Annotated in this window: 16 protein-coding genes; 8 read left to right on the plus strand and 8 right to left on the minus strand. The window is 70.2% G+C overall.

Annotation, left to right across the window (positions count from 1 at the left end):
• Positions 1-14 precede the first annotated feature (14 nt).
• Together ACT26F_RS16240 and ACT26F_RS16245 are read left to right on the plus strand one after the other, a co-directional pair.
• Positions 15-1448, plus strand: coding sequence for a hypothetical protein (locus tag ACT26F_RS16240; protein ID WP_471671590.1), 1434 nt, complete (start codon positions 15-17; stop codon positions 1446-1448).
• Positions 1445-2824: a hypothetical protein gene (locus tag ACT26F_RS16245; protein ID WP_471671591.1), complete on the plus strand. Its 1380-nt coding sequence runs from the start codon at positions 1445-1447 to the stop codon at positions 2822-2824. Before ACT26F_RS16240 ends, ACT26F_RS16245 begins: the two co-directional genes overlap by 4 nt.
• Here ACT26F_RS16245 and ACT26F_RS16250 read toward each other — a convergent pair.
• From ACT26F_RS16250 to ACT26F_RS16275, 6 genes are all read right to left on the minus strand, one after another.
• Positions 2818-5085 carry an acyltransferase family protein gene (locus ACT26F_RS16250; protein WP_471671592.1) on the minus strand — a complete coding sequence of 756 codons (2268 nt, stop codon included), beginning with the start codon at positions 5083-5085 and terminating at the stop codon, positions 2818-2820. The genes ACT26F_RS16245 and ACT26F_RS16250 overlap by 7 nt on opposite strands.
• The gene (locus ACT26F_RS16255; RefSeq protein ID WP_471671593.1) at positions 5082-7337 is read right to left on the minus strand and encodes an acyltransferase family protein; all 2256 of its coding nucleotides are present in this window, start codon (positions 7335-7337) and stop codon (positions 5082-5084) included. The genes ACT26F_RS16250 and ACT26F_RS16255 overlap by 4 nt, the downstream gene beginning before the upstream one ends.
• A 3-nt stretch (positions 7338-7340) precedes the next feature.
• A complete protein-coding gene (locus ACT26F_RS16260) occupies positions 7341-8024 on the minus strand; it encodes a glycosyltransferase family 2 protein (protein ID WP_471671594.1) in 684 nt (227 codons plus the stop codon).
• A gap of 157 nt (positions 8025-8181) precedes the next feature.
• Positions 8182-9306, minus strand: a complete 1125-nt coding sequence (locus tag ACT26F_RS16265) for a GNAT family N-acetyltransferase (protein WP_471671595.1) — start codon at positions 9304-9306, stop codon at positions 8182-8184.
• A 7-nt stretch (positions 9307-9313) separates the two neighbouring features.
• Positions 9314-10144: a prephenate dehydratase gene (locus ACT26F_RS16270; protein WP_471671700.1), complete on the minus strand. Its 831-nt coding sequence runs from the start codon at positions 10142-10144 to the stop codon at positions 9314-9316.
• Positions 10145-10239: 95 nt separating this feature from the next.
• Positions 10240-11100, minus strand: coding sequence for a hypothetical protein (locus tag ACT26F_RS16275; RefSeq protein WP_471671596.1), 861 nt, complete (start codon positions 11098-11100; stop codon positions 10240-10242).
• 209 nt (positions 11101-11309) lie between these two features.
• Between ACT26F_RS16275 and ACT26F_RS16280 the strand changes: the two genes are divergently transcribed.
• Positions 11310-14486 (plus strand): M4 family metallopeptidase, encoded by a 3177-nt coding sequence (locus ACT26F_RS16280; protein WP_471671597.1) that lies wholly within the window; start codon positions 11310-11312, stop codon positions 14484-14486.
• Positions 14487-14489: 3 nt separating this feature from the next.
• Here the strand turns inward: ACT26F_RS16280 and galK are convergent, their stop codons facing one another.
• Positions 14490-15575, minus strand: coding sequence for a galactokinase (gene galK, locus ACT26F_RS16285; RefSeq protein ID WP_471671598.1), 1086 nt, complete (start codon positions 15573-15575; stop codon positions 14490-14492).
• A 43-nt stretch (positions 15576-15618) separates the two neighbouring features.
• Between galK and trpS the strand changes: the two genes are divergently transcribed.
• Together trpS and ACT26F_RS16295 are read left to right on the plus strand one after the other, a co-directional pair.
• The gene (gene trpS / locus ACT26F_RS16290; protein WP_471671599.1) at positions 15619-16644 is read left to right on the plus strand and encodes a tryptophan--tRNA ligase; all 1026 of its coding nucleotides are present in this window, start codon (positions 15619-15621) and stop codon (positions 16642-16644) included.
• Between the two features lie 13 nt (positions 16645-16657).
• A complete protein-coding gene (locus ACT26F_RS16295) occupies positions 16658-17173 on the plus strand; it encodes a 2'-5' RNA ligase family protein (protein ID WP_471671600.1) in 516 nt (171 codons plus the stop codon).
• Positions 17174-17189: 16 nt separating this feature from the next.
• Here ACT26F_RS16295 and ACT26F_RS16300 read toward each other — a convergent pair whose 3' ends face one another.
• On the minus strand, positions 17190-18068 hold the full coding sequence (locus ACT26F_RS16300) for a LysR substrate-binding domain-containing protein (RefSeq protein ID WP_471671601.1): 879 nt from the start codon (positions 18066-18068) through the stop codon (positions 17190-17192).
• Between the two features lie 81 nt (positions 18069-18149).
• On the opposite strand from ACT26F_RS16300, the gene ACT26F_RS16305 reads away from it, so the two are divergent.
• From ACT26F_RS16305 to ACT26F_RS16315, 3 genes are read left to right on the plus strand one after another with little or no spacing between them, the layout of a single operon-like run.
• On the plus strand, positions 18150-18866 hold the full coding sequence (locus ACT26F_RS16305; RefSeq protein ID WP_471671602.1) for a succinate dehydrogenase cytochrome b subunit: 717 nt from the start codon (positions 18150-18152) through the stop codon (positions 18864-18866).
• Positions 18867-18880: 14 nt separating this feature from the next.
• Positions 18881-20833, plus strand: coding sequence for a fumarate reductase/succinate dehydrogenase flavoprotein subunit (locus tag ACT26F_RS16310; protein WP_471671603.1), 1953 nt, complete (start codon positions 18881-18883; stop codon positions 20831-20833).
• On the plus strand, positions 20830-21570 hold the full coding sequence (locus tag ACT26F_RS16315; RefSeq protein WP_471671604.1) for a succinate dehydrogenase/fumarate reductase iron-sulfur subunit: 741 nt from the start codon (positions 20830-20832) through the stop codon (positions 21568-21570). The genes ACT26F_RS16310 and ACT26F_RS16315 overlap by 4 nt, the downstream gene beginning before the upstream one ends.
• The last annotated feature ends 200 nt before the right edge of the window (positions 21571-21770 follow it).

Below are 21770 nucleotides of genomic sequence, written 5' to 3' on the forward strand. Positions count from 1 at the left end.
GGTGGCATCGGCTGATGAAGCCGATGTCGATGCCTGCGCTCACGCTCGTCCTGCTGGCCGCGGCGATCATCGTCGTCGCCGTGCGCACCACCACGGTGCAGCCCGACACGTGGTGGGCGCTGCGGGCGGGCAAGGACATGTGGGAGTCGCACCAGTTCATCCGGACCGACACCTACTCGTACACGGCCCACGGTGACCCGTGGCCCAACCACTCCTGGCTCTACCAGGTGCTGCTCTACGGGCTGTACACCGTCGGCGGGTTCGCGCTCGTGACGGTCGTCCACGCCGCGGCCGCCACGGCCGCGGTGTTCGTGGCGAGGCCTCCCGGCAGGGTCACGTGGGCCGACGTCGTGGTCATCACGCCCGTCATCGCCCTGGTCTCGGTCGGCTGGTCCATCCGGCCGATGATGATCAGCCTCCTGCTGCTGGCCGTCATGATCCGCCTCATCCACGCCGAGCGATGGCGCACGATCGTGGTGGTCATGCTCGTGTGGGCGAACCTGCACGGCGAGGTCGTGCTGGGTGGGCTGCTGCTGGTGGCCGCCACGGTCGCCAGCCTCCTGTCCTGCGTGCTCTTCCGCGGTCGGCGCGACGCCGCGGCGAATCACGTGCGCTTCAGGCGCTTCCGGGCCTACGCACTGACGACGGCCGCATCGGCGCTGGCCACCCTGGTCAACCCGATGGGCTGGGGTCTGTGGCACTACATCGTCACCTCGCCCTCCCGGCCGGGTCAGGAGTGGATCGCCGAGTGGCAGCCGAGTTGGACCGCCCCGTGGCTGACCGGGTGGTTCTGGGCCTGGTGCTCGGTGCTCGTGCTGGTGCTCGTGTTCCGTCTGAAGCGGATCCGGCAGTGGCCGATCTTCCTCGACCTGTGCATGGTCCTGGTGATCGCCCCGCTGGCGTGGTCGTCGATCCGCAACATCAGCGTCTTCGGCATCGTCTCGCTCCCGTTGCTCATCCGCCTGCTGCGTCGTGAACGGCCCCATGGCCCGGTGAATCCGGGGTCACTGCTGCCGGGTGCCCGCGTGCTCGTGGCCGTCGCGGTCGTGGCGATGTGCATCAGCGTGGGCCGCACCCTGAAGGAGCCCAACGACCTCGGGTGGACGCCCATGTCGCCGGAGGCGGCCGCGGCGATCGAGCAGTGCCCCGGGAACGTCTACACGACGTACAACACCGGCGCCTACCTCATCTGGTTCACCCCGGACGTCAAGGTGTTCGTCGACAATCGCCAGGATCCCTACAGCCGCGAGATCATCGACTACAGCACCCTGGAGCCGGGCATGGACTTCGGTCCGATCTTCCAGAAGTACGGCATCACGTGCGCCGCGTTGACGATCGACGACGCGTCGAGCCTGGTCGCCCTCGGGGCGGTCGCGCAGTGGCAGGCGCAGTGGACGGACGGCACGTGGGTGGTCCTCACGCCTCCTGCCGAGGGCGCGGATGAGTGACGACGTCGGCCGATCCCGTCGAGGCCGCTGACGTGCGCACCGACCGCAGGAGCGGGGCCCGGATCTTCGAGTGGAACGAGCTGCTGGGACTGGGCCTCCTCGGGCTCGTCTGGGGACTGGCGCCGGCGCTGCTGACGTACAACGTCTTCTACAAGCCCGGCAGCGACCACTACTTCGTGCACGGGTGGGGCCGCATGCTGCGCGGACTCCCGCTCCAGGAGTTCTACACGACGAAGCTGAGCACCTTCCTGCAGTTCTCCGGCGACCTCGGCCCCTACGCCGGTCTCTACTCGTATCCCGATCACCTCCCCGGCGACATCGCCGTGCTCAAGCTTCTCGAGACGACGTACGGAGCCCTCGGCGGCGACTCGTTCGGGGCGGCGTGGTTCCTGCTGTTCTCGGGGTTCCACGTCGTCAGTGCCGTCGCGATGTCCTTCGGCCTGTACGTCCTGATCCTGCAGCTCTTCGGCCGTGGGCACGGAGAGAACGTGCTGCTGGTCGTGTGCCTGCTCAACCCGGTGGTGCCGATCTCGGCCTACATGCTGCGGTGGGACTGGTGGTCGGCGAACCTCGCCGTGTGGTTCCTCGTCGTCCTGCTGAAGAGCAGGAGCCATGTTGCGTGGTGGCTTCCCGTGGGCGTGCTCGGGGCCGTCGAGGCGATGAGCAAGCCGCAGTACGCGCTGGTCCTGCTCCCGATCCTGGCGTGGGAGCTGCTCAGGCCCGGACGCCGCCTGCGCCCGACCCTTGCCGGCCTGGCCCTGGGCCTGCTGAGCGCCGTCGTCACGGTCGCCGCGGTGATGCGCCTCTTCGGACTGGACCCGGCGGCGCTCGCCGGACTCTACGAGCGTGCCTTCGACGCGTGGCCTTACGTCACGAACTCCGCCGGGAACCTGTGGTCGATCCTCCAGCCCCAGGCGGTCATCGACGGTGCCTACCTGTCGGTGACCCCCGACAGCACCGTGGCGGCCGGACTGAGCCACCAGTCGTGGGGACTGATCGGGTTCGCCGTCCTCGCGGTGCTCTCGGTCGCGGTCCTCGTGCGGTGGAAGGGCGATCCCGCGGTGAAGGTGCTGTGGTTCTCCACCGCGCTGTACCTCGCCTACTGGTGGGCCACGACGAGGCAGAGCGGCAAGTTCATCGTGCCCGCGATGGTCGTCGCGGTGCTCCTGCTCGCAGCCGTCTGGAAGTCACCGCACAGGACCGGGTGGCTCGTCGTGGTCGGAGCCTTCTGGGCCGCCGCGATCGCGCAGGTGGCGATCGCCAACTGGTGGATCGCCGCGCTGCCGTGGGCGGCATGGGCGTTGACGCTGACCTTGGCGGGACTGCTGGTCCTCCCGCTGTTCGTGCAGCGCCGGTCAACCGGCCCGGATCACTGAAGAAGACGCTGCGCGACGAGCCACTGCTCGAACGAGGGCGTCATCAGCTCGGCGTACTCCGGCGTGATGTGGTCCTTGTCCGCGTGCACCACGAGGTCGTCGACCGAGCCGGGGCACACCAACGAGACGCACAGGAGCGGGACCAGGTCTCCGTAGACGGCACCCGAGCGCTCGGTCACGTCGCGGTCGAGCCCGTTCTGGGTGAACCACGCGTCGGCCGGCGTGGAGACGCAGTTCGAGGGTGACGAACCGCGGACGAGGCACTGGGCCGGCGTGCGTTCGAGCTCGAGCGACGGTGGGGGCGACAGGACGACCGGCTGCGCGCCGTGGCGCTGGGCGAGGGCGATCGTGTCGGTCAGCCCCCGTGCGTAGGGACCGGTGCGCGTGGTGTCCTCGGCCGTCAGCGGGGTCGCGCGTTCGCCCGTGCTCATCAGGACGAGGGACGGCTGCCAGCGCTCGAAGACCTGCTCGAAGGCGTCGTGGTACTCCCGGCACCCGTCGTCCGCGTCGTCCGCCTCCGGTGACATGGCCGCGGCACAGTCGACGCGTGCGACGGTGACGACCGTCCACCCGAGCGGCACGAGGGCCTTCTCGAGCATGGGCCGGTAGGCGAGCATCGTGGAGTCGCCCAGGGCGACCACGACCTTCGACGGATCGACACCCGTCGAGGGCGTCGCGACGCACGGCGGGTCCAGGGCGTCCTCGGTGTTGCATTTGCCCAGGTACGCCGAGATGTTCTCGATGCGATCGCTGTTGCTCAGCGGCGGCCACGACTCGAGGCGCAGGGAGGCGTTCAAGGCCTCGTGCAGGTCCGCCGTGGGCGCCACCTGGTGGGGATCGTCGAAGTCGCGGACCACGGGAGGTGCGGGCGTCGGTGCCGTGGCCGACGCCGTGGCGGCGGCGCTGGGGCCCGAGAGCCACGGGGCCCCTTGGGCGGTCCAGGCCGCCGGGCTCATGGGCGCCGTGGCGAACAGGATCGTGGCGGCGGTGACGCACACGAGGACGGCCTGGACGACGGGCCGGTGCCCGCCGGCCCGGAACCACGCGCGAGTCGCCGCGACGCCCCGGCGGGCCGGCTCCTCGATGAAGTAGAACATCAGCAGCGCCGCCGCCACCGTGACCACGATGTCGAACAGGTAGAGGTGGGGCTTGCTGTTCGACAGGTAGCTGGCGGCGAAGATCATCACCGGGAAGTGCACGAGGTAGATCGAGTACGACAGGTCGCCGGCCCAGGCCGAGAACCGGTTGCTGAGCAACCAGTTGTCGGGGCTGCCGTCGATGCCGGCGAAGATCACGAGACTGGCTCCCAGGACGCCGAGGGCGCCCCACGGCACGGGGAAGCCGTACTCCGTCGGCGTGATGAACATCGCCACGAAGAAGATCAGCGTTCCCGTCCAGGAGACCAGGGAGGGATGGCGGTTCAGGAGGTCCCGCAGGCCCGCGGCAGCGGCCTTGACGCCCGCCGTGACGAGCTTCCTGCCGCCGCGCAGTGAGCCACGCACCGGGTGCGACAGGCGGTCGCGCGTGGCGTAGACGGCCAGCAACGAGCCCACCGCGAACGTCCAGGTGCGCGACAGCGTGTCGTAGTAGGCCGGGACCGAATGGGCCGAGGTGAACCAGAAGCCGTAGCTGAACGACAGCACCATGAAGCCGCCGAACACGCAGAGCAGGGCCATGCGTGCGCGGAAGCGGCGTGCGGCCCACCCCATGACCAGGAGGATCAGCAGCGGCCACACGACGTAGAACTGCTCCTCCATCGACAACGACCAGAAGGGCAGCAGCGGGGTCGTCGTGTGGCCGTGGTGCATGTAGTCGGTGCCTTGCACGGCGTACCGGATGTTGGAGTAGAAGAGCAGCGACGAGATCCCGTCGCCGGTGATGCTGCGGGATCGCGTGGGCACGAACAGCAGCCAGGCCAGCGCGACCGTGATGAGGATCGTCGCGGCGGCCGCGGGCAGCAGGCGCTTGATGCGGAACTTGTAGAAGTCGTAGAAGAAGCCGCGCTTCGTGCGCGTCTGCGTCAGGTGGATGATGCGTCCCGTGATCAGGTAGCCCGAGACGGCGAAGAACATGTCGATGAAGATGACGGCGCCCGGCAGCAGGCCGGTCATGTGGAACGTGAAGCCCGGGATGATCGCCAGACCGCGCAGGCCCTGGATGTCGAGTCGCCGTTTCGTGGACTGGTGCGCGGCGAGGTCCTCGGGGCCGCCGGCACCGCCGACGCCGTCGACGTCGCTCCGGGTCTCCTGGTCGATGCTCATCGGACCAGGCCCGTGTCGAGGAGGTACTGCTGGAACGACGGCGCGAGGACGGCGGCGTACTCGGGCGTGAGGTGGGCGGCATCGGCCCGCACGGCCAGGTCGCCGACGACGCTGGGGCACACCGTGCCGTGGCAGAAGAACGACAGCAGGTCGGCGTAGGTCGACTTCGTCGCGGTCGCCACCGTGCGGTGGATGCCGTTCATCGTCAGCCAGTACTCCGAGGGCTCTCGCAGGCAGGAGCGCGGCGTCGAGCCGGCGACGAGGCACGCGCTCAGGTCGGCACCCGCGGGCGGCGAGGAGAGCAGCACGACCCGGGCGTCGTCGGCGGACATCAGCTCGATGACGTCGGTCAGCCCGCGCGCGTAGGCGTCCAGCGATGCCTGCCCCTGCAGCGTCGTGCCGTGGCCGTCGTTCACCGTGGTCGGGACGTTCTCGCCCTCCGACACCAGGACCAGCGACGGTCGCCAGCGGTCGAGCAGTCGCTCGTAGGCGGCGTGGTGCTCCTGGCACCCCTCGACGTCACGGGCCCCGTAGTCGGCCGTGACCAAGGAGGCCGGACAGCCTCCGCGGGCGAACAGGACGACGGTCCAGCCGCGCGGCACGAGGGACTCGCGCAGCATCGGCCAGTACGACAGCATCGCGGAGTCGCCGATCGCGACGGCGACCTTGTCGGGATCGACCCCGGAGGCGGGCGTGCCCACGCACGGCGGCTCCACGTCGTTCGCGGCGCTGCACGGCTCGGTGAAGTCGTCGGCGGCTCCGATGCGGTCCGCGTTCTCCAGGTCGGGCCACGTGGTGAGCCCGACCGCCGCGGCCAGGGCGTGGGCCACGTCGTCGGCGGGCCGGACGAGATGGGGGTCGTCGAACGTTCCCCCCTCGGGCGCGGGACTCGGGTCCGCGGTCGCCTCCGCACTTCCGGACGCGGAGCTGGAGGACCGGCCGAGGGAGTCGACGCTCACGGACGTGTCGGCCACGGCGCCCTTGGGGGCCACCACGAAGATCACCACGGCCGCCACGGAGCACGCCAGGATCTTCGCGAGCTCCGGACGGTGCCGGCCGTCGGCGAACCATGCCTTGGTCCGGGTGATGCCGCGTCGTCCGGGCTCCTCGACGAAGTGGAACATCAGCATGCTCAACGCGAGGGTCGCGACGACGTCGAACCCGTACAGGAACGCCCGGTTGGCGGCGAGGTAGCTGCTGGCGAAGATGATGACGGGGAAGTGGACGAGGTAGAGCGAGTACGAGATGTCGCCGAGCCACACGACGAGCCGGTTCGTGACGACCCACTGCGTGGCGGTCCTGAGGGTGTTGGCGTAGAGCATGATGACGGAGCCGCCCACGCCGACGATGGCGACCGGGACGGGGTACCGCGAGCCGGTGGGTACGACGAACAGGGCCGCGAGGAAGACGGCGAATCCGGCCCAGGCCAACCCGTAGGCATGCCGGGTGAAGAACTCGTGGACGGGATCGAGGAACCGCCGCTCGACCGGTCGGCCCTGCACGGCGGCGGTCTTCGCGCGCGCGTGTCGCATCGCGAAATCGGCCACGATCGCGCCTGCGGCGAAGTCCCACGCCCTGGTCAGGGTGGAGAAGTGCGCCGCCAGCGGGTCTGCGGTGGTCAGGTGCCAGCCGTACGGAAAGGACACCGCGAGGACGATCAGCGCCATCGCCGTCACGCCGGAGCCGGGGAGCCGCTTGCGCGCCGCGAGCCACAGGCCGGCCAGCATGATGACGGGCCACAGGAGGTAGAACTGCTCCTCGACCGACAGCGACCAGAAGTGCATGAGCGGGCTGGCCGAGAACCCCTGGGCGAAGTAGTCCGTGCCGACCGCGGCGAAGTGGACGTTGGACAGGAACACCAGCGCCCACAGTCCGTCGACGGTCACGCTGTGCGCCCGGGCCGGAAGGTAGACCAGCTGCGCCACGAGGACGGTCAGCACGATCGTGAGGATCCCCGCGGGCAGGATGCGCCGGAACCGGAACTCGTAGAACGTGAGGAAGAACTGGCGAAGGCTGCCGGCCTGGGCCAGGGCCATCAGCCGCATCGTGATCAGGTAGCCCGAGACCACGAAGAACATGTCGAATGCCGCGACGGCGCCGGACAGCAGGCCCGTCATGTGGTGGATGATCACACCGGTCGCGGCGAGTCCCCGGAGCCCTTGGATGGCCAGCTGCTTGCGGAAGAGCTGCTTCTCCGCCTCGCCGGCCTGGCGTGCGGGATCGAGGGCCGGCTCGTGGGCCTGGACGGCCACCGATCAGTCCCTTCTCGCGCGCAGGCGTGCGGCGGTCACGAGCCCCGCCCATCCCAACGTGACCATCTGCAGCACGGTGTAGTGACTCGCGCCCGCGACTCGCGGGGCGCGGGCGTACTCGACGGTCGTGCTCGGCAGCCCCAGCCAGGGCAGAACCACCCGGTACAGGTGCAGGTCCTCCGGCAGTTCGGCGAGCGCATCGACCGCACGACGCGACATGAGCCGGAAGTCGGCTGCCTGGGCGACGACCCGGACGCTGAGCACCCGCGCGATCAGCCAGTAGAAGGTGGTGGCGGACCAGCGCTTGAACACCGAGTCGGGCGCACGGTCCGAGCGCCGGGCGTAGACGATGTCGGCATGGGGGGCCTTCGCCACGAGCTCGGGGATGACCTCCGGCGGGTCCTGCAGGTCGGCGTCCATCGTGATGACGTGGGCCCCGCGCGCGTGCGAGAGTCCCGTCGAGATGGCCGACTGCTGACCGCGATTCGTGTCGTGCGGGACGACGACGACCTCATGCCACCCCGAGGCGGCCTGTGCGAGGACCTCAGGCGTCGCGTCGGTGGAGCCGTCGTCGACGAACACCACCTCGTACGGCATGCCGAGTCCGTCGAGGACCGGCCGGAGTTCGGCCACGAGCGGCCTGATCGCCAGTTCCTCGTTGAAGCAGGGCACCACCACCGAGATCATCGGCGGGCTCCGCACCCGGACAGCGGGCCCGTGGCCGGGAGTCGGCGAGGGTCCCGCGGTGTCCGGCGCACGACCGCGCACGGCGGCATGCCAGCGAGCGTTCGATGCGGGGACACAAGAGGAAATCGTATGTTACAGGCGGAAGCGGTGGGGCAGTTTAGGCTTCCTGGGGCGGCTGGGGGGTGGCCTTCCGCGCGGCGCATCGCTCGTACGCCACCAGGTCGGCGAACGTGCCGTCACCGACCGGCTCGATGGCCGACCGCCTGCCGCACTCGACGAAGCCCGCGGCCGTGGCCACGGCGCGACTCGCGGTGTTCTCCGCCGCACAGTACAGATCGAGACGGCGCAGGTCGAGGCCGGCCGGGTCGAAGGCGTGATCGGTCGCAGCCCGCACGGCGCGCGTCATGACACCGCGCCCACGCGCGTCGGGGTGCAGGAGGTAGCCGACCTCGCCGGAGCCGTGCTCGATCGCGAAGATGCTGAGGGTGCCCAGGTAGGCGTCGGTGGCCCGGTCGGCGACGGTCCAGCTGGCGCGGACCCCGCGGGCGCACGACCACAGCGACTGGTGCCAGGCCGCGCGAACCTTCTCGACCGTCATGTCGGACTGGTCGAACCAGTGGCCCGTGACCGGATCGGACTCCGCCTCGGCCCAGCGGTCCAGGTCCGCCTCGTGAGGTGGCCGCAGCACGAGGTCGCCGGTCTCGATCGTGGACGCGTGCCACCGCGTCCGAGGGGCGGGCGGGTCCCCGAAGCGCCGCGACCCGAACCACATTCGCTGGGGTCGGCCGCGGTCGAGGGCGCGGTCGGGGATCGTCGTGTGCAGGCGGAACCCGGTGGCATGGGCGACGCGCAGACTGGCCACGTTCCCCACGATGGCCTCCCACTGCACGACCTCCTTGCCCGCCTCGACGAAGGCGTGGTCGATCGCCAGGTCGACCGCCGCCGTCATGACGCCGTGGCCGCGACAGTCCGGGTGCAGCGCGAAGCCGACGTTCGCGAGGACGTCCTTGCCGCGGATGTCCACGTTGCCGGCGTACCGGCCCTCGAACTCGATCGCCCAGGCCAGGTGGCTGCCGTCGTTCCAGCCGTCCGGGATGAACCCGTTCACGAAGCCCTCGGCGTCCTCGCGCCGGTACGGGGAGGGCACCGTCGTCCAGCGCTGCATCACGGGGTCGGAGCCCATCTGGAACACCCGGTCGATGTCGGCGGGCGTGTGCGCACGCAGCGTGACCACGCCGTCGGTCAGGACCGGGACGTCGAGAGGCCAGCCGAGGTCGCTCACGCGGGACTCACTGCGACGCGGCGCGGAACGGATCGGCGGGATAGACGCCCAGGACCTTGACCTCGGTCGTGAAGAACGCCAGCTCCTCGAGCGCGCGGGCCAGGCCGGGCTCGTCGGGGTGCCCGTCGACCTCGGCGAGGAACATCGTGGCGGTGAACTCACCGTCGACCATGTAGCTCTCGAGCTTGGTCATGTTGATGCCGTTGGTCGCGAATCCGCCGAGTGCCTTGTAGAGCGCCGCCGGCAGGTTGCGGACGTTGAAGATGAAACTCGTCACGACGGGCCCGTTGCCGACCGGAGCGCGGGCGTCGTCGCGCGAGAGCAGCACGAAGCGGGTCGTGTTGTGCGCCTCGTCCTCGATGTCGGTCGCGAGCAGGTCGAGGCCGTAGATGCCGGCCGCCAGCGGCGGGGCGATCGCGGCCTGGGTCGCGTCGTTCGCCTCGGCGATCTCGCGCGCCGCGCCGGCCGTGTCGCCGGAGATCATCGCGGTCCAGCCGTGCTTGCGGATGATGCGTCGGCACTGACCCAGCGCATGGACGTGGCTGTGCACGGTCTTGATCGAGTCGAGGGTCGTGCCGGGCGTGCCCATGAGCGCGAACTGGATCCGCAGGAAGTGCTCGCCGATGATGTGCAGGCCGCTCGTCGGCAGGAAGTGGTGGATGTCGGCCACGCGCCCCGCGAGCGAGTTGTCGATCGGGATCATCGCCAGGTCGCAGTCGCCGGACTTCACGGCGGCGAACGCGTCCTCGAAGGAGGCACAGGCCACCGGCTCGGCGTCGGGATGGTTCTGCAGGATCACCTGGTGCGAGTTCGCGCCCGGCTCACCTTGGTAGGCAATGCGCACCGGCCAAGACTACCGAGGGTCCGCGGGTGGGACGCAGGATGAGGCATTCGGCCCCGCTGGGCTACCCGAAAGCCTCATCGTCGGTCCGATCAGGCGGCCGCCGGAGCCATCGCGCGACGCAGTTGGTCGATGATCACCTCGCGCTGGTGGCGGATGGCGAAGGAGGAGAAGACCAGGACGCGGCGGCCGTCGATGACGAGCTCGTTCGTCCGATGCAGATCGTTGCTCCACTGCTCGACCGCCAGGTGGGGGATCCCGTGGATCTCGACCGCGAGGTTGAACTCCCGCCACCACACGTCGAGGTAGTAGCGCCCGTCCTTGCCCTTGACCCGCTCCTGGCGCGTGGGCACGGGCAGCTCCGCCAGAACCCGGATCTGCTCGAAGTCGCGCTCGGGCAGGGACTGGATCCCGCCGTGCGCGTCGAGGATCGACTGCGTGATCAGCGCCCGGTGCCGGCAGGTGCCACGCCTGGCCAGCGTCTTCCTCATCCGCGGGACGTTCGTGAGTCGCTGTTGGAAGGCGGCGATCACGAGGGCGCGGACGCGCCGTGGGCTCGTCGTCCAGCTGGCCGCATCGACGATGCTCCGCTCGAAGCTCGTCATCCGGGGCTGTTTGTGCGGCGGCACGTCGTCGGGGCCGAGCTGGGTGCTCCAGTGGACCGCCAGGTTGCCGGGAGTCCTGCGGCCACCCTCGGGCAGGACCACGGTGATGCGCTCGGGGTCGAAGCCCTTGAAGCCCCATTGTCGCGCAGCAGTGAGCCCGCCGAGCGCGGCGCCGGAGGGGCTGGCGGCGAGGGCGACGCGTTCCTCCTGATCCTCGGTGAGTGGGCCGTTGTGGGTGACGACCACGCCACGCGCCGGCCGTTGCCACGTGCCGGCGCGGATTCGCTGGCGCATGACGCCTCGGCCGTGGAGCGCGATGGCCTGGGCGGTCGTGAGGACATCGGTCATCGTCCGACGGTGGACGTGCGGGCCAGGTCCCGGCGACCCCCGCGCGGGAGGTTGTGGACGGCCCCGCCCTGTCCGACCGGGCTGTGGATGATGACGAGGGATGAGGCATTGCGCCCCGCTGGGCTACCCGAAAGCCTCATCCTGCGTCGGTCGCCCCAGCCACCCGATAACGTCAGGCGCACTGTCCCCTCCAGTCACAGGAGAACTCTGTGCGTCTTCCTCTCGCGCTGGCCGGCGTGCTCGTCTCGGCCGGGCTCACGGTCCCGTTCGTCGAAGCGTCCGCGGCGCCCGCGCCGACCGCCGAGCAGCAGGCCCGCGATGCCGCCGAGGGGTCCGTGAAGGTGAGCCGTGACGCGGTCTCCGGTCGGGTCGGGTTCGTGCGGACGACCGGGGACGGCGACCTCGCTCCGGATCTGTCCGCCCGGTCGGCCACGCCGGGTGCGAAGGCCGACCACTGGCTCGCGGACCACGCCGACCTCTTCGACGTCGAGGCCGACCAACTCGTCGAGACGCGTCAGACCAGCTCGGGTCAGGGCCGCACGGTCACGTACGCCCAGGAGTACCGCGGGCTGCCCGTGTGGGGCGCCGCCCTCAAGGCGAACCTCGACACGGACGGCGACCTGCGCAGCGTCAACGGACACGTCGTGCCGGCGCTCGACCTCGACACGACGGCACGCACGACGCAGGCCGGGGCGGAGGCCGCCGCCATCGCCCTCGTCCGCAGCGACCCGCCGACCGGCGACGACGGCTCGGCCGCGAGGATCACCGACCCCGAGGCCGACGCGACCCTCGTGGTCTACGAGACCGGCTCCGCGCTCGGTCGCGCAGGCCATGCGCGGCTCGCATGGGACGTCACGGTCTCGGCAGGTGAGTCGGTGCGCGAGCGCCTCGTCCTCGACGCGCAGCAGTTCAAGCCGCTCAACCGGTACAGCGAGGCCCACGCCGCCCTCGACCGCACGATGTCCAGCATCGACGACCAGGGCACGGCGTCCACGGCCGACGACACCACGTCCCGGGTCTGGACCGAGGGCCAGTCGACCGACGCCCTCGCCGCCGACCAGCGCCGCCTGCTCGCCGCGACGGGGGAGACGTACCGGTTCTTCCAGAACGCGTTCGGGCTCGACTCCTTCGACGACGCCGGCGCCACGATGGACCTGCTGCACAACCGGGTCGAAGCCTGCCCGAACGCGTCGTGGAACGGGTCGCAGGCCAGCTTCTGTCCCGGCCTCGACAGTGACGACGTCGTCGCGCACGAGTGGGGCCACGCGTACACCGAGTACTCCTCCAACCTCATCTACCAGTGGCAGTCCGGTGCGCTGAACGAGTCCTACTCCGACGTGTGGGGCGAGACCGTCGACCTGATCAACGCACGCGAGGACGAGGGCGAGGACGACTCGGTCCGCGCTGACGACACGTGCTCGGGCCGGGTGAGCGACGTCGACGACTCGACGCTCGACCGGACGGTCCAGCTGACGGTGAACGGCTACACGTGTGTCGCGGTCGAGGCCCAGTTCGGCCTGCGCCTGCCCCAGGCCGCGCAGCAGTTCACGCTCGTTCCCGGTGTCGATGCCGCCAATGCCGCCGGGCCGCTCACGACCGACGGCTGCACCGCGCTGACGAATGCCGCCAACGTCGCCGGGAAGTGGGTCCTGCTCGACCGCGGCACGTGCCAGTTCGCCCGCAAGTCGCGCATGGCCGCCGCCGCGGGAGCGCTGGGTGTCGTGGTGGCGCAGAACGCCGCCGACGCCCCCTACAGCATCCCCGCCGGTCCGGGCGTGACCCCGATGGTGATGGTCCGTCAGAGCGACGGCGCCGCGATCCGCGCCCTGACGGGCACGGTCACCGCGACCCTGAGCAGCCCGCGCGCGAACGACACGACGCACGACCGGTGGCTGAACGGCGAGCGGGCGGCCGGCATGGGCGGCGCGATCCGCGACATGTGGAACCCGAACTGCCTGGGCGACCCCGCCAAGGTCAGCGACGCGCAGTACGTGTGCGACGCGACGGCGACCTCGCAGAACGACTACGGCCGTGTCCACTCCCACTCGGGCGTGCCGAACCGGGCGTACTCGCTGTTCGTCGACGGAGGCACGTTCAACGGGCGGAACGTCACGGGCGTGGGTCTGGACAAGGCCGCGCAGGTCTGGTGGCGGGCCAACGCGTCCTACCTGACGCAGACGTCCGACTTCGCGGACTTCGCGGACGCGCTCACCGAGTCGTGCCGGACGCTCGAGGGCCAGCCGATCCCCGCGCTCAGCACCGGGGCGGCGGCCGGCCCGGCAGGCGCGGTGACCAGCGCCGACTGCGCCGAGCTCGCGAAGGTGGTCGCGGCGACCGAGCTGCGCACCAACATGGCCGAGCGCTGCCAGTTCGCGCCCTACTTCACGTCGGGGGAGCCCGCGGGCTGCGGTGGCACGTACGAGTCGGTCGACCTGCTCGAGCAGGACTTCGAGGACGGGTGGGACGGCTGGACCACGGCGACCCAGGCGAGCCCCGCGAACGCCACTCCCGGGCCGACCGCGTGGGCGATCAGCGACAAGGTCTCCGGCAACGCCGGGCAGGCGGCGGTCGCGGCCAACCCGCTCGACTGCGGTGTCGCGGGACTGTCCTCCCTCACGAGCCCCGAGGTGACGCTGACCGAGGGGATGTCGCCGCGGCTGCGGTTCCGGCACAGCGTGTACCTCGAGGACGGCTACGACGGCGGACGGGTCGCGATCCGGGTCAACGGCGGAGCGTGGGCGCCGATCCCGCAGGACGCCTACCTGGCCAACGCGCCGTTCGACGTCGTCGTGGACTGGCCCGCGGGGAGTGAGGCCACGGCCAACCCGCTGCTGGGCCAGGCCGTCTGGAGCGGCGGCGAGGCGCAGACCGGCGGCTCCCGATGGGGTGTCTCGGTCGTCGACCTCGAGTCCGCCGGGGCCCTGGCCGGCGACACGGTGCAGGTCCGCTTCGACCTCGGCACCGACCAGTGTGGCGGCGAGGCCGGCTGGTTCGTCGACGACGTGACGATCAGCCACTGCGTCCGGCCGGTCGTCGTGCCCACGACGGTGCCGACGAGCCAGCCGACGACGGCGCCCACGAAGCCGCCCATCGTCAAGAAGGCGACCAGGACGTCGGTGAAGGTCGGTCCGGCGACGCCGCGCAAGGGCAAGAAGTTCCGGCTGACCGCGACGATCTCACCGGCTGCCACGGGTACGATCACCTTCACGCTCGACGGCCGGCGCCTGAAGGCCGTCAAGGTCTCGCGCGGGACGGCGTCGGTCCTCGTCACCGCGAAGCAGTCGAAGAAGCTCCGGAAGGGCCGGCACGTCGTGCGGGTCGTGTACTCCGGGAGCAGCACCCACACGACCAGCTCCGGGAAGCGGACCTTCACGATCCGGCGGTGAGGATCAGTCCTCGCGCGCGGCGCCGGGGGAGGGGTGGACCGTGAACACGCGGGGCACCGCCCAGTCGCGCGCCGCGAAGGCGGCCTCGGTCCGAACCCGGAAACCGTCGACCTTCTCGGGCGGTAGCAGGGCGATGGCGCTGCCGCCGAACCCGCCTCCCGTCATGCGGGCGCCCAACGCTCCGGAGGTCAGCGCGACGTCGACGACGGTGTCGAGCTCCTCGCACGAGACGTCGTAGTCGTCGCGCAGGGACTCGTGCGAGGCGGTCAGCATCGTGCCGAAGGCGGTCCAGTCGCGGCGACGCAAGGCCGTCACGGCGGCGCGGACCCGCGCGGCCTCGGTGAGCACATGCCGGGCGCGTCGGCGCAGCGGGTCGTCGAGGGTCAGCAGCCCGTCCAGCCCGATCGCCGCGAGCCGGTCGAGGCCCAGCGTCTCGGCGGCGACGGCGCACTCCGCCCGGCGGGCGGCGTACTCGCCGGAGGCCAGCGCATGGCTGATCCCGGTGTCGACGACGGCCAGCGTGAGACCGTCCTCGGTCCATGAGACGGGCACCTGCGCGGTGCTCGGCGGCGAGGCCGAAAAGTCGACGTGCAGCGCGTGACCGGGCTCGGCGAGCAGCACCGCGTACTGGTCCATGAGGCCCGTCGGCGCGCCGACGAAGTCGTTCTCCGCTGCCGCGGCGACCCGGGCGAGCGCGACCCGGTCCAGCCCCGTTCCGGCGAGGTCGTCGAGCGCGAGCGCGACCCCGCACGTGAGCGCGGCCGAGGAGGAGAGGCCCGCCCCGACCGGCAGTGAGGTCTCGAGCACGAGGTCGGCGCCGGCCACGGGGATCGAGGCCGCGCGCGCGGCCCACACCGCCCCCGCCACGTACGCGGCCCAGCCCTCGACCGAGCCCGGCGCGGCCTCGACCGGGAAGGTCGCGCGGTCGCCGCGGCTCCACACGTTGACGATGCCGTCGCTGCGGGACCGGGCCTTCACGAGCAGGGAGCGGTCGATCGCGATCGGCAGGACGGAGCCGCCGTTGTAGTCGAGGTGCTCGCCGATCAGGTTGACCCGACCGGGCACCCGCCACTGCCGCACTCCCTCCACGCCGATCACCCTAGTCACAGGAACGGCTGGCACAATCGACCCCATGCCCGCCACCCCTGCCTCCTCGAGGAAGCGCGCGCTCTCCGGTGCGCAGCCGTCGGCCGACTCGTACCACCTCGGCAACCACATCGGCGCATTCACGAACTGGGTGGCCCTGCAGGACGAGTTCGAGGCGTTCTACTTCATCCCCGACCTGCATGCGATCACGGTCGACTACGACCCCGCGCGACTGCGCGAGCGCACCTACATCGCCGCCGCGCAGCTGCTGGCGGCCGGCGTCGACCCCGCGCGCAGCGCGCTGTTCGTCCAGAGCCAGGTCCCCGAGCACGCCCAGCTGGCGTGGATCCTCAACGGCATCACCGGCTTCGGCGAGGCCAGCCGGATGACCCAGTTCAAGGACAAGAGCGCGAAGTCCGGTGCGGACAAGGCGAGCGTCGGGCTGTTCACGTACCCGATCCTGATGGCGGCCGACATCCTGATCTACCAGGCCGACGTCGTCCCGGTCGGCGAGGACCAGCGCCAGCACGTCGAGCTCACGCGCGACCTCGCGCAGCGCTTCAACCACCGCTTCGGCGAGACGTTCACCGTCCCCGAGGCGTACATCGTGAAGTCGAGCGCGAAGATCTACGACCTGCAGGAGCCCACGACCAAGATGAGCGGGTCGAACCCCACGCACGCGGGCGTGATCGACCTGTCCGACCCGGTCAAGACGGTGCAGAAGAAGATCAAGAGCGCCGTGACCGACTCCGAGACCGAGATCCGGTTCGACCCCGCGAGCAAGCCCGGCGTCTCGAACCTGCTCACGATCTACTCGGTCATGACGGGGCAGGACGTCGACGCGATCGTCAAGGAGTACGAGGGCAAGCAGTACGGGCACCTCAAGGTCGATCTCGCCGAGATCGTCGGCCAGTTCGTCGGGGAGTTCTCCGCGCGGGTCGACGGGTTCCTGGCCGATCGCGGCGAGCTCGACCGGATCTTCGCGGCCGGTGCCGAGCAGGCGCGTGCAGTCGCCGCTCCGACGCTCGACCTCGTCTACGAGCGCTCCGGTTTCGTCACGGCGGCGAAGTGAAGGCCCCGCTGTCGTGACCATCACCGTCGGAGTCTCCATCGCGATCCCCGAGCCGCACGGCGAGCTCCTGCGGGACCGACGGAGGGCGTTCGGCGATCCGATGGCCGATCGCATCCCCAGCCACATCACACTCGCGCCGCCGCTCGAGATCGAGCCCGACGAGGTCGACGCGCTCGTGTCCCGCCTCGGCGAGGTCGCGGCGACCAGCAGCGCCTTCGGGGTCGCGCTGCTGGGGACGGGCTCCTTCCGCCCGGTCTCGCCCGTCGTGTTCGTCGCGGTGAGCGAGGGGATCGCCCAGATCGAGCTCCTGGCCCGGTCGGTGCAGGAGACCCTCGACGCGCCCGAGCCGTTGTTCCCGTTCCACCCGCACGTCACGGTCGCCCACAACGTGCCGCAGGAGGCCCTCGACCGCGCGCTGGAGGACCTCAAGGGCTTCGAGTCGCGCTTCCGCGTCGTGGCGTTCCACCTCTACGTCGACGATCCCGACGCGGGTTGGGTGCCCACTCACAGCTTCCCGCTGCTGGGCTGAGGGTCACTCCCGGCGGTCACCCGTCGAGCGTCTCCACGAGTGCGGCGCGGAAGGCGCGGGCCGCGAGCGGCAGGGTCTCCAGTGGCCGGTGCGCCACCGCGATGCTGCGCGACAGCGGCGGGTTGTCCAGCTGGGTGCTGCGCAGGCCCGTGCGGGCCCGCATGACGATGTCGGGCACGACGGCGTGACCGAGGCCGGACTCGACGAACCGCAGCACGGATCCCATCTCGCCGCCCTCCACCGAGAAGCGCGGCTCGAATCCCGCGGCGGCGCACGCGCGGAGCGTGACGTCGCGCAGGTCGTAGCCCTCGCGGAACATCACGAGCGGCACGTTCTCGAGGTCGGCGACGTCCATCCGGTCGGGCATGTCGGCATCGGCCGGGCTGGCCAGGACGAGCCGCTCGCTGAACACCACCGCGGTCTCGAGGTCGGGGATGCTGGAGACGAGCGGCACGATCAGCAGCGCGAGATCGATCCGCCCGGCCGAGAGCTCGGCGGTGAGGTCACGGGAGCCGGCCTCGTGGATCTCGATGTCGATCGCCGGGTGGTCGGCGCGGAAGCGGGTGAGGACGGGCGCCAGCAGACCCTCGACCATCGAGGGGGTGGCGCCCATGCGCACACGACCTCGACGCAGGGCGGCGACCTCGTGGACCGACCGGGTCGCGTTCTCGGCCTCGATCAGGATGCGCTGGGCGTGCGGCAGCAGTGCCTCGCCCGCGCTGGTCAGCTCGACCCCGGCGCGATCGCGGTCGAGCAGGCGGGTCCCCAGCGAGTTCTCCAGCGCCCGGATCTGCTTCGACAGCGTGGGCTGCGAGACGCCGAGGGCATCGGCGGCGCGGGTGAAGCTGCCCTCGTCGGCGACGGCGACGAAATAGGTCAGATGGCGCAGCTGCACGAGGCCATCATAGCCAACGGCTATGAAAGTCCGCCTTACTTCGACTTAGCGTGAATCGTCGATCACGCCTAACCTGCTGCCGTGGCCACTTCCCAGATGACGCGCGTACCGGCCTCACGGTCGACGGTCGCGTTGAAGTTCCTGATGGCGGTGTCCGGCCTGATCATGGTCGGCTTCCTGCTCATGCACATGTACGGCAACCTCAAGGTCTTCTCCGGCCAGGTGGCGTTCGACGACTACTCGCACCACCTGCGGACCCTCGGTGAGCCCTACCTGCCGTACGGCGGCGCCCTGTGGATCATCCGGATCGTGCTGCTGGGCGCGATCATCGGTCACGTCTTCAGCGCGGCGACCCTGTGGCGACGCAACAAGAAGGCGGCCGGCTTCGTCGGCGGCAAGCGGTACCACTCGCCGCGCGGCACGAAGGGCATCCAGCGCAGCTACGCGTCGTTCACGATGCGCTGGGGCGGCGTCGTCGTGCTGCTGTTCGTCATCTACCACCTGCTGCACCTGACCGGGAACCAGATCCACCCCGGTGGCGCGAGCGACAGCCCCTACGACCGGGTCGTCAACGGCTTCCAGATCTGGTGGGTCGTCCTGTCGTACACGATCGCGCTGCTCGCGGTCGGCTTCCACCTGTGGCACGGCGTCTGGAGCGCACTGACGACGCTCGGTGCCAACCACAGCGCCACCCGGTCGGGCTCGCGACTCACGCCGCTGGCGTGGATCATCGCGGCCATCGTCACGATCGGCTTCCTGATTCCGCCGTGGGCGATTCTGCTCGGATTCGTCGACTGAGAGGGCACGGACACATGACCTTGGAGTACTACGTCGAAGGCGACGAGATCCGCGACGAGGCCGCCCCCGGCGGTCCGATCGAGAAGCGCTGGGACGAGCATCGTGCACACATGCTGCTGGTCAACCCGGCCAACCGGCGCAAGCTGAGCGTCATCGTGGTCGGCACCGGCCTGGCCGGCGGCGCCGCCGCGGCCACCCTGGGCGAGGCCGGCTACCAGGTGAAGGCGTTCTGCTATCAGGACAGCCCGCGCCGCGCCCACTCGATCGCCGCCCAGGGCGGCATCAACGCCGCCAAGAACTACCGCAACGACGGCGACTCGATCTACCGGCTCTTCTACGACACCGTCAAGGGCGGCGACTTCCGCGCCCGCGAGTCGAACGTCTACCGGCTCGCGCAGGTGTCGGTGAACATCATCGACCAGTGCGTCGCGCAGGGCGTCCCGTTCGCCCGCGAGTACGGCGGCCTGCTCGACAACCGCTCGTTCGGCGGCGTGCAGGTCTCGCGTACGTTCTACGCGCGCGGCCAGACCGGCCAGCAGCTGCTGATCGGCGCCTACCAGGCCCTCGAGCGCCAGATCGGCCTCGGCACGGTCGAGATGAACACCCGCCACGAGATGCTCGAGCTGATCATGGTCCCCGATGCCGACGGCACCGAGCGGGCCCGCGGCATCGTCGTGCGCGACATGCTCACCGGCGAGATCGAGACGCACACCGCCGACGCGGTCGTGCTGGCCTCGGGTGGCTACGGCAACGTGTTCTTCCTGTCGACCAACGCGATGGGCTGCAACGTCACGGCGACGTGGCGCGCGCACCGCAAGGGCGCCTACTTCGCGAACCCCTGCTACACGCAGATCCACCCGACCTGCATCCCGGTCTCGGGCGACTACCAGTCCAAGCTCACGCTCATGAGCGAGTCGCTGCGCAACGACGGCCGCATCTGGGTGCCGAAGAAGATGGGCGACGAGCGTCACCCCAGCGACATCCCCGAGGACGAGCGCGACTACTACCTCGAGCGGATCTACCCGGCGTTCGGCAACCTCGTCCCGCGCGACATCGCGTCGCGGGCGGCGAAGTACCAGTGCGACGCGGGCAAGGGCGTCGGACCCGGCGGACTGGGCGTGTACCTGGACTTCGCCGACGCGATCGACCGTCTCGGTCGCCCCGCCGTCGAGGCCAAGTACGGCAACCTCTTCGACATGTACGCCCGGATCACCGGCGAGGACCCGTACTCCCAGCCGATGCGCATCTACCCGGCCGTGCACTACACGATGGGCGGCCTGTGGGTCGACTACAACCTGCAGAGCAACCTGACCGGGCTGTTCGTGACCGGTGAGGCGAACTTCTCCGACCACGGCGCGAACCGGCTCGGTGCCTCGGCGCTCATGCAGGGTCTGGCCGACGGCTACTTCGTCCTGCCGTACACGATCGCGAACTACCTCGCGCACGCTCCGTACGAGAAGGTCCCCGACGACCACCCGCGCGTCGTCGAGGCCCGCCAGCTCGTCGAGGACCGCGTCGCCACGCTGCTGTCGATCAACGGCACCCGCACGGTCGACTCGTTCCACAAGGAGCTCGGCCACATCATGTGGGACTACTGCGGCATGGAGCGGACCGAGGAGGGCCTCACGAAGGCCATCCAGATGATCCGCGACCTCAAGGCAGAGTTCTGGAGCAACGTCAAGGTGACCGGCGAGGCCGAGGAGCTCAACCAGACCCTCGAGCGGGCCGGTCGCGTCGCCGACTTCTTCGAGCTCGGCGAGCTGATGTGCATCGACGCCCTGGCTCGCAACGAGTCGTGCGGCGGTCACTTCCGGGCCGAGAGCCAGACCGAGGACGGCGAGGCGCTGCGCCACGACGACCAGTACGCCCACGTCTCGGCGTGGGAGTACGGCGAGACCCAGCCGACCTTGCACAAGGAGCCGCTGGAGTACGAGTACGTCGAGATGAAGTCCAGGAGCTACAAGTGAAGATCACCGTTCGGATCTGGCGCCAGAAGAGCGCCGACGACAAGGGCAAGATGGTCAGCTACGGTCTCGACGACGTCAGCGAGCACATGTCCTTCCTCGAGATGCTCGACGTGCTCAACGAGAAGCTCACGCTCGAGGGCGAGGAGCCGGTGGCGTTCGACTCCGACTGTCGCGAGGGCATCTGCGGCATGTGCGGCGTCGTCATCAACGGCATCCCGCACGGCCCCGAGGTCACGACGACGTGCCAGCTGCACATGCGCACGTTCCACGACGGCGACGTGATCGACATCGAGCCGTGGCGGGCGGGCGCGTTCCCGGTCGTCAAGGACCTCGTCGTCGACCGCGGCGCGTTCGACCGGATCATCGCGGCCGGTGGCTACATCACCGCGCCGACCGGCTCGGCGCCCGAGGCCAACAACCTGCCGGTCCCGAAGGACGACGCGGACCACGCCTTCGAGGCGGCCACGTGCATCGGCTGCGGCGCCTGCGTCGCGGCGTGCCCCAACGGCTCGGCGATGCTCTTCACGGCGGCCAAGATCACGCACCTGGGCCTGCTTCCGCAGGGCCAGCCCGAGCGTGACAAGCGCGTCCTGAGCATGGTCGAGCAGATGGACTTCGAGGGCTTCGGCGGGTGCACCAACATCGGTGAGTGCACGGCCGCATGCCCGAAGGGCATCCCGCTCGACGTCATCAGCCGCCTCAACCGCGATTTGATGCACGCGCTCGCCAAGCCGTGATCCACGTTCCGCGGGTGTGAGCAACGGCCCGCGGACGTGGAGGGCGCACGTGGCGCCGGCGACCAAAGTTGGACATCTGTGGTAACTCATGGTTACTCTCTGGTCCATCGAGTTCCCGGGGGGCGGGGACTCCTGCTCCGGGGGCACTGCTCATGCGATTCCACGCCCGTACTCTCTCCGTCATCGCTGCCGTTGCGGTG

The organism is Aeromicrobium sp. SP1, assembly GCF_055663785.1.

What these genes read in the sequence shown, in the direction of transcription:
- ACT26F_RS16240 (WP_471671590.1), top strand. Translation starts at nt 15, where the DNA reads ATGAAGCCGATGTCGATGCCTGCGCTCACGCTCGTCCTGCTGGCCGCG.
- ACT26F_RS16250 (WP_471671592.1), bottom strand. Translation starts at nt 5,085, where the DNA reads ATGAGCATCGACCAGGAGACCCGGAGCGACGTCGACGGCGTCGGCGGT.
- ACT26F_RS16260 (WP_471671594.1), bottom strand. Translation starts at nt 8,024, where the DNA reads ATGATCTCGGTGGTGGTGCCCTGCTTCAACGAGGAACTGGCGATCAGG.
- ACT26F_RS16275 (WP_471671596.1), bottom strand. Translation starts at nt 11,100, where the DNA reads ATGACCGATGTCCTCACGACCGCCCAGGCCATCGCGCTCCACGGCCGA.
- trpS (WP_471671599.1), top strand. Translation starts at nt 15,619, where the DNA reads ATGCCCGCCACCCCTGCCTCCTCGAGGAAGCGCGCGCTCTCCGGTGCG.
- ACT26F_RS16310 (WP_471671603.1), top strand. Translation starts at nt 18,881, where the DNA reads ATGACCTTGGAGTACTACGTCGAAGGCGACGAGATCCGCGACGAGGCC.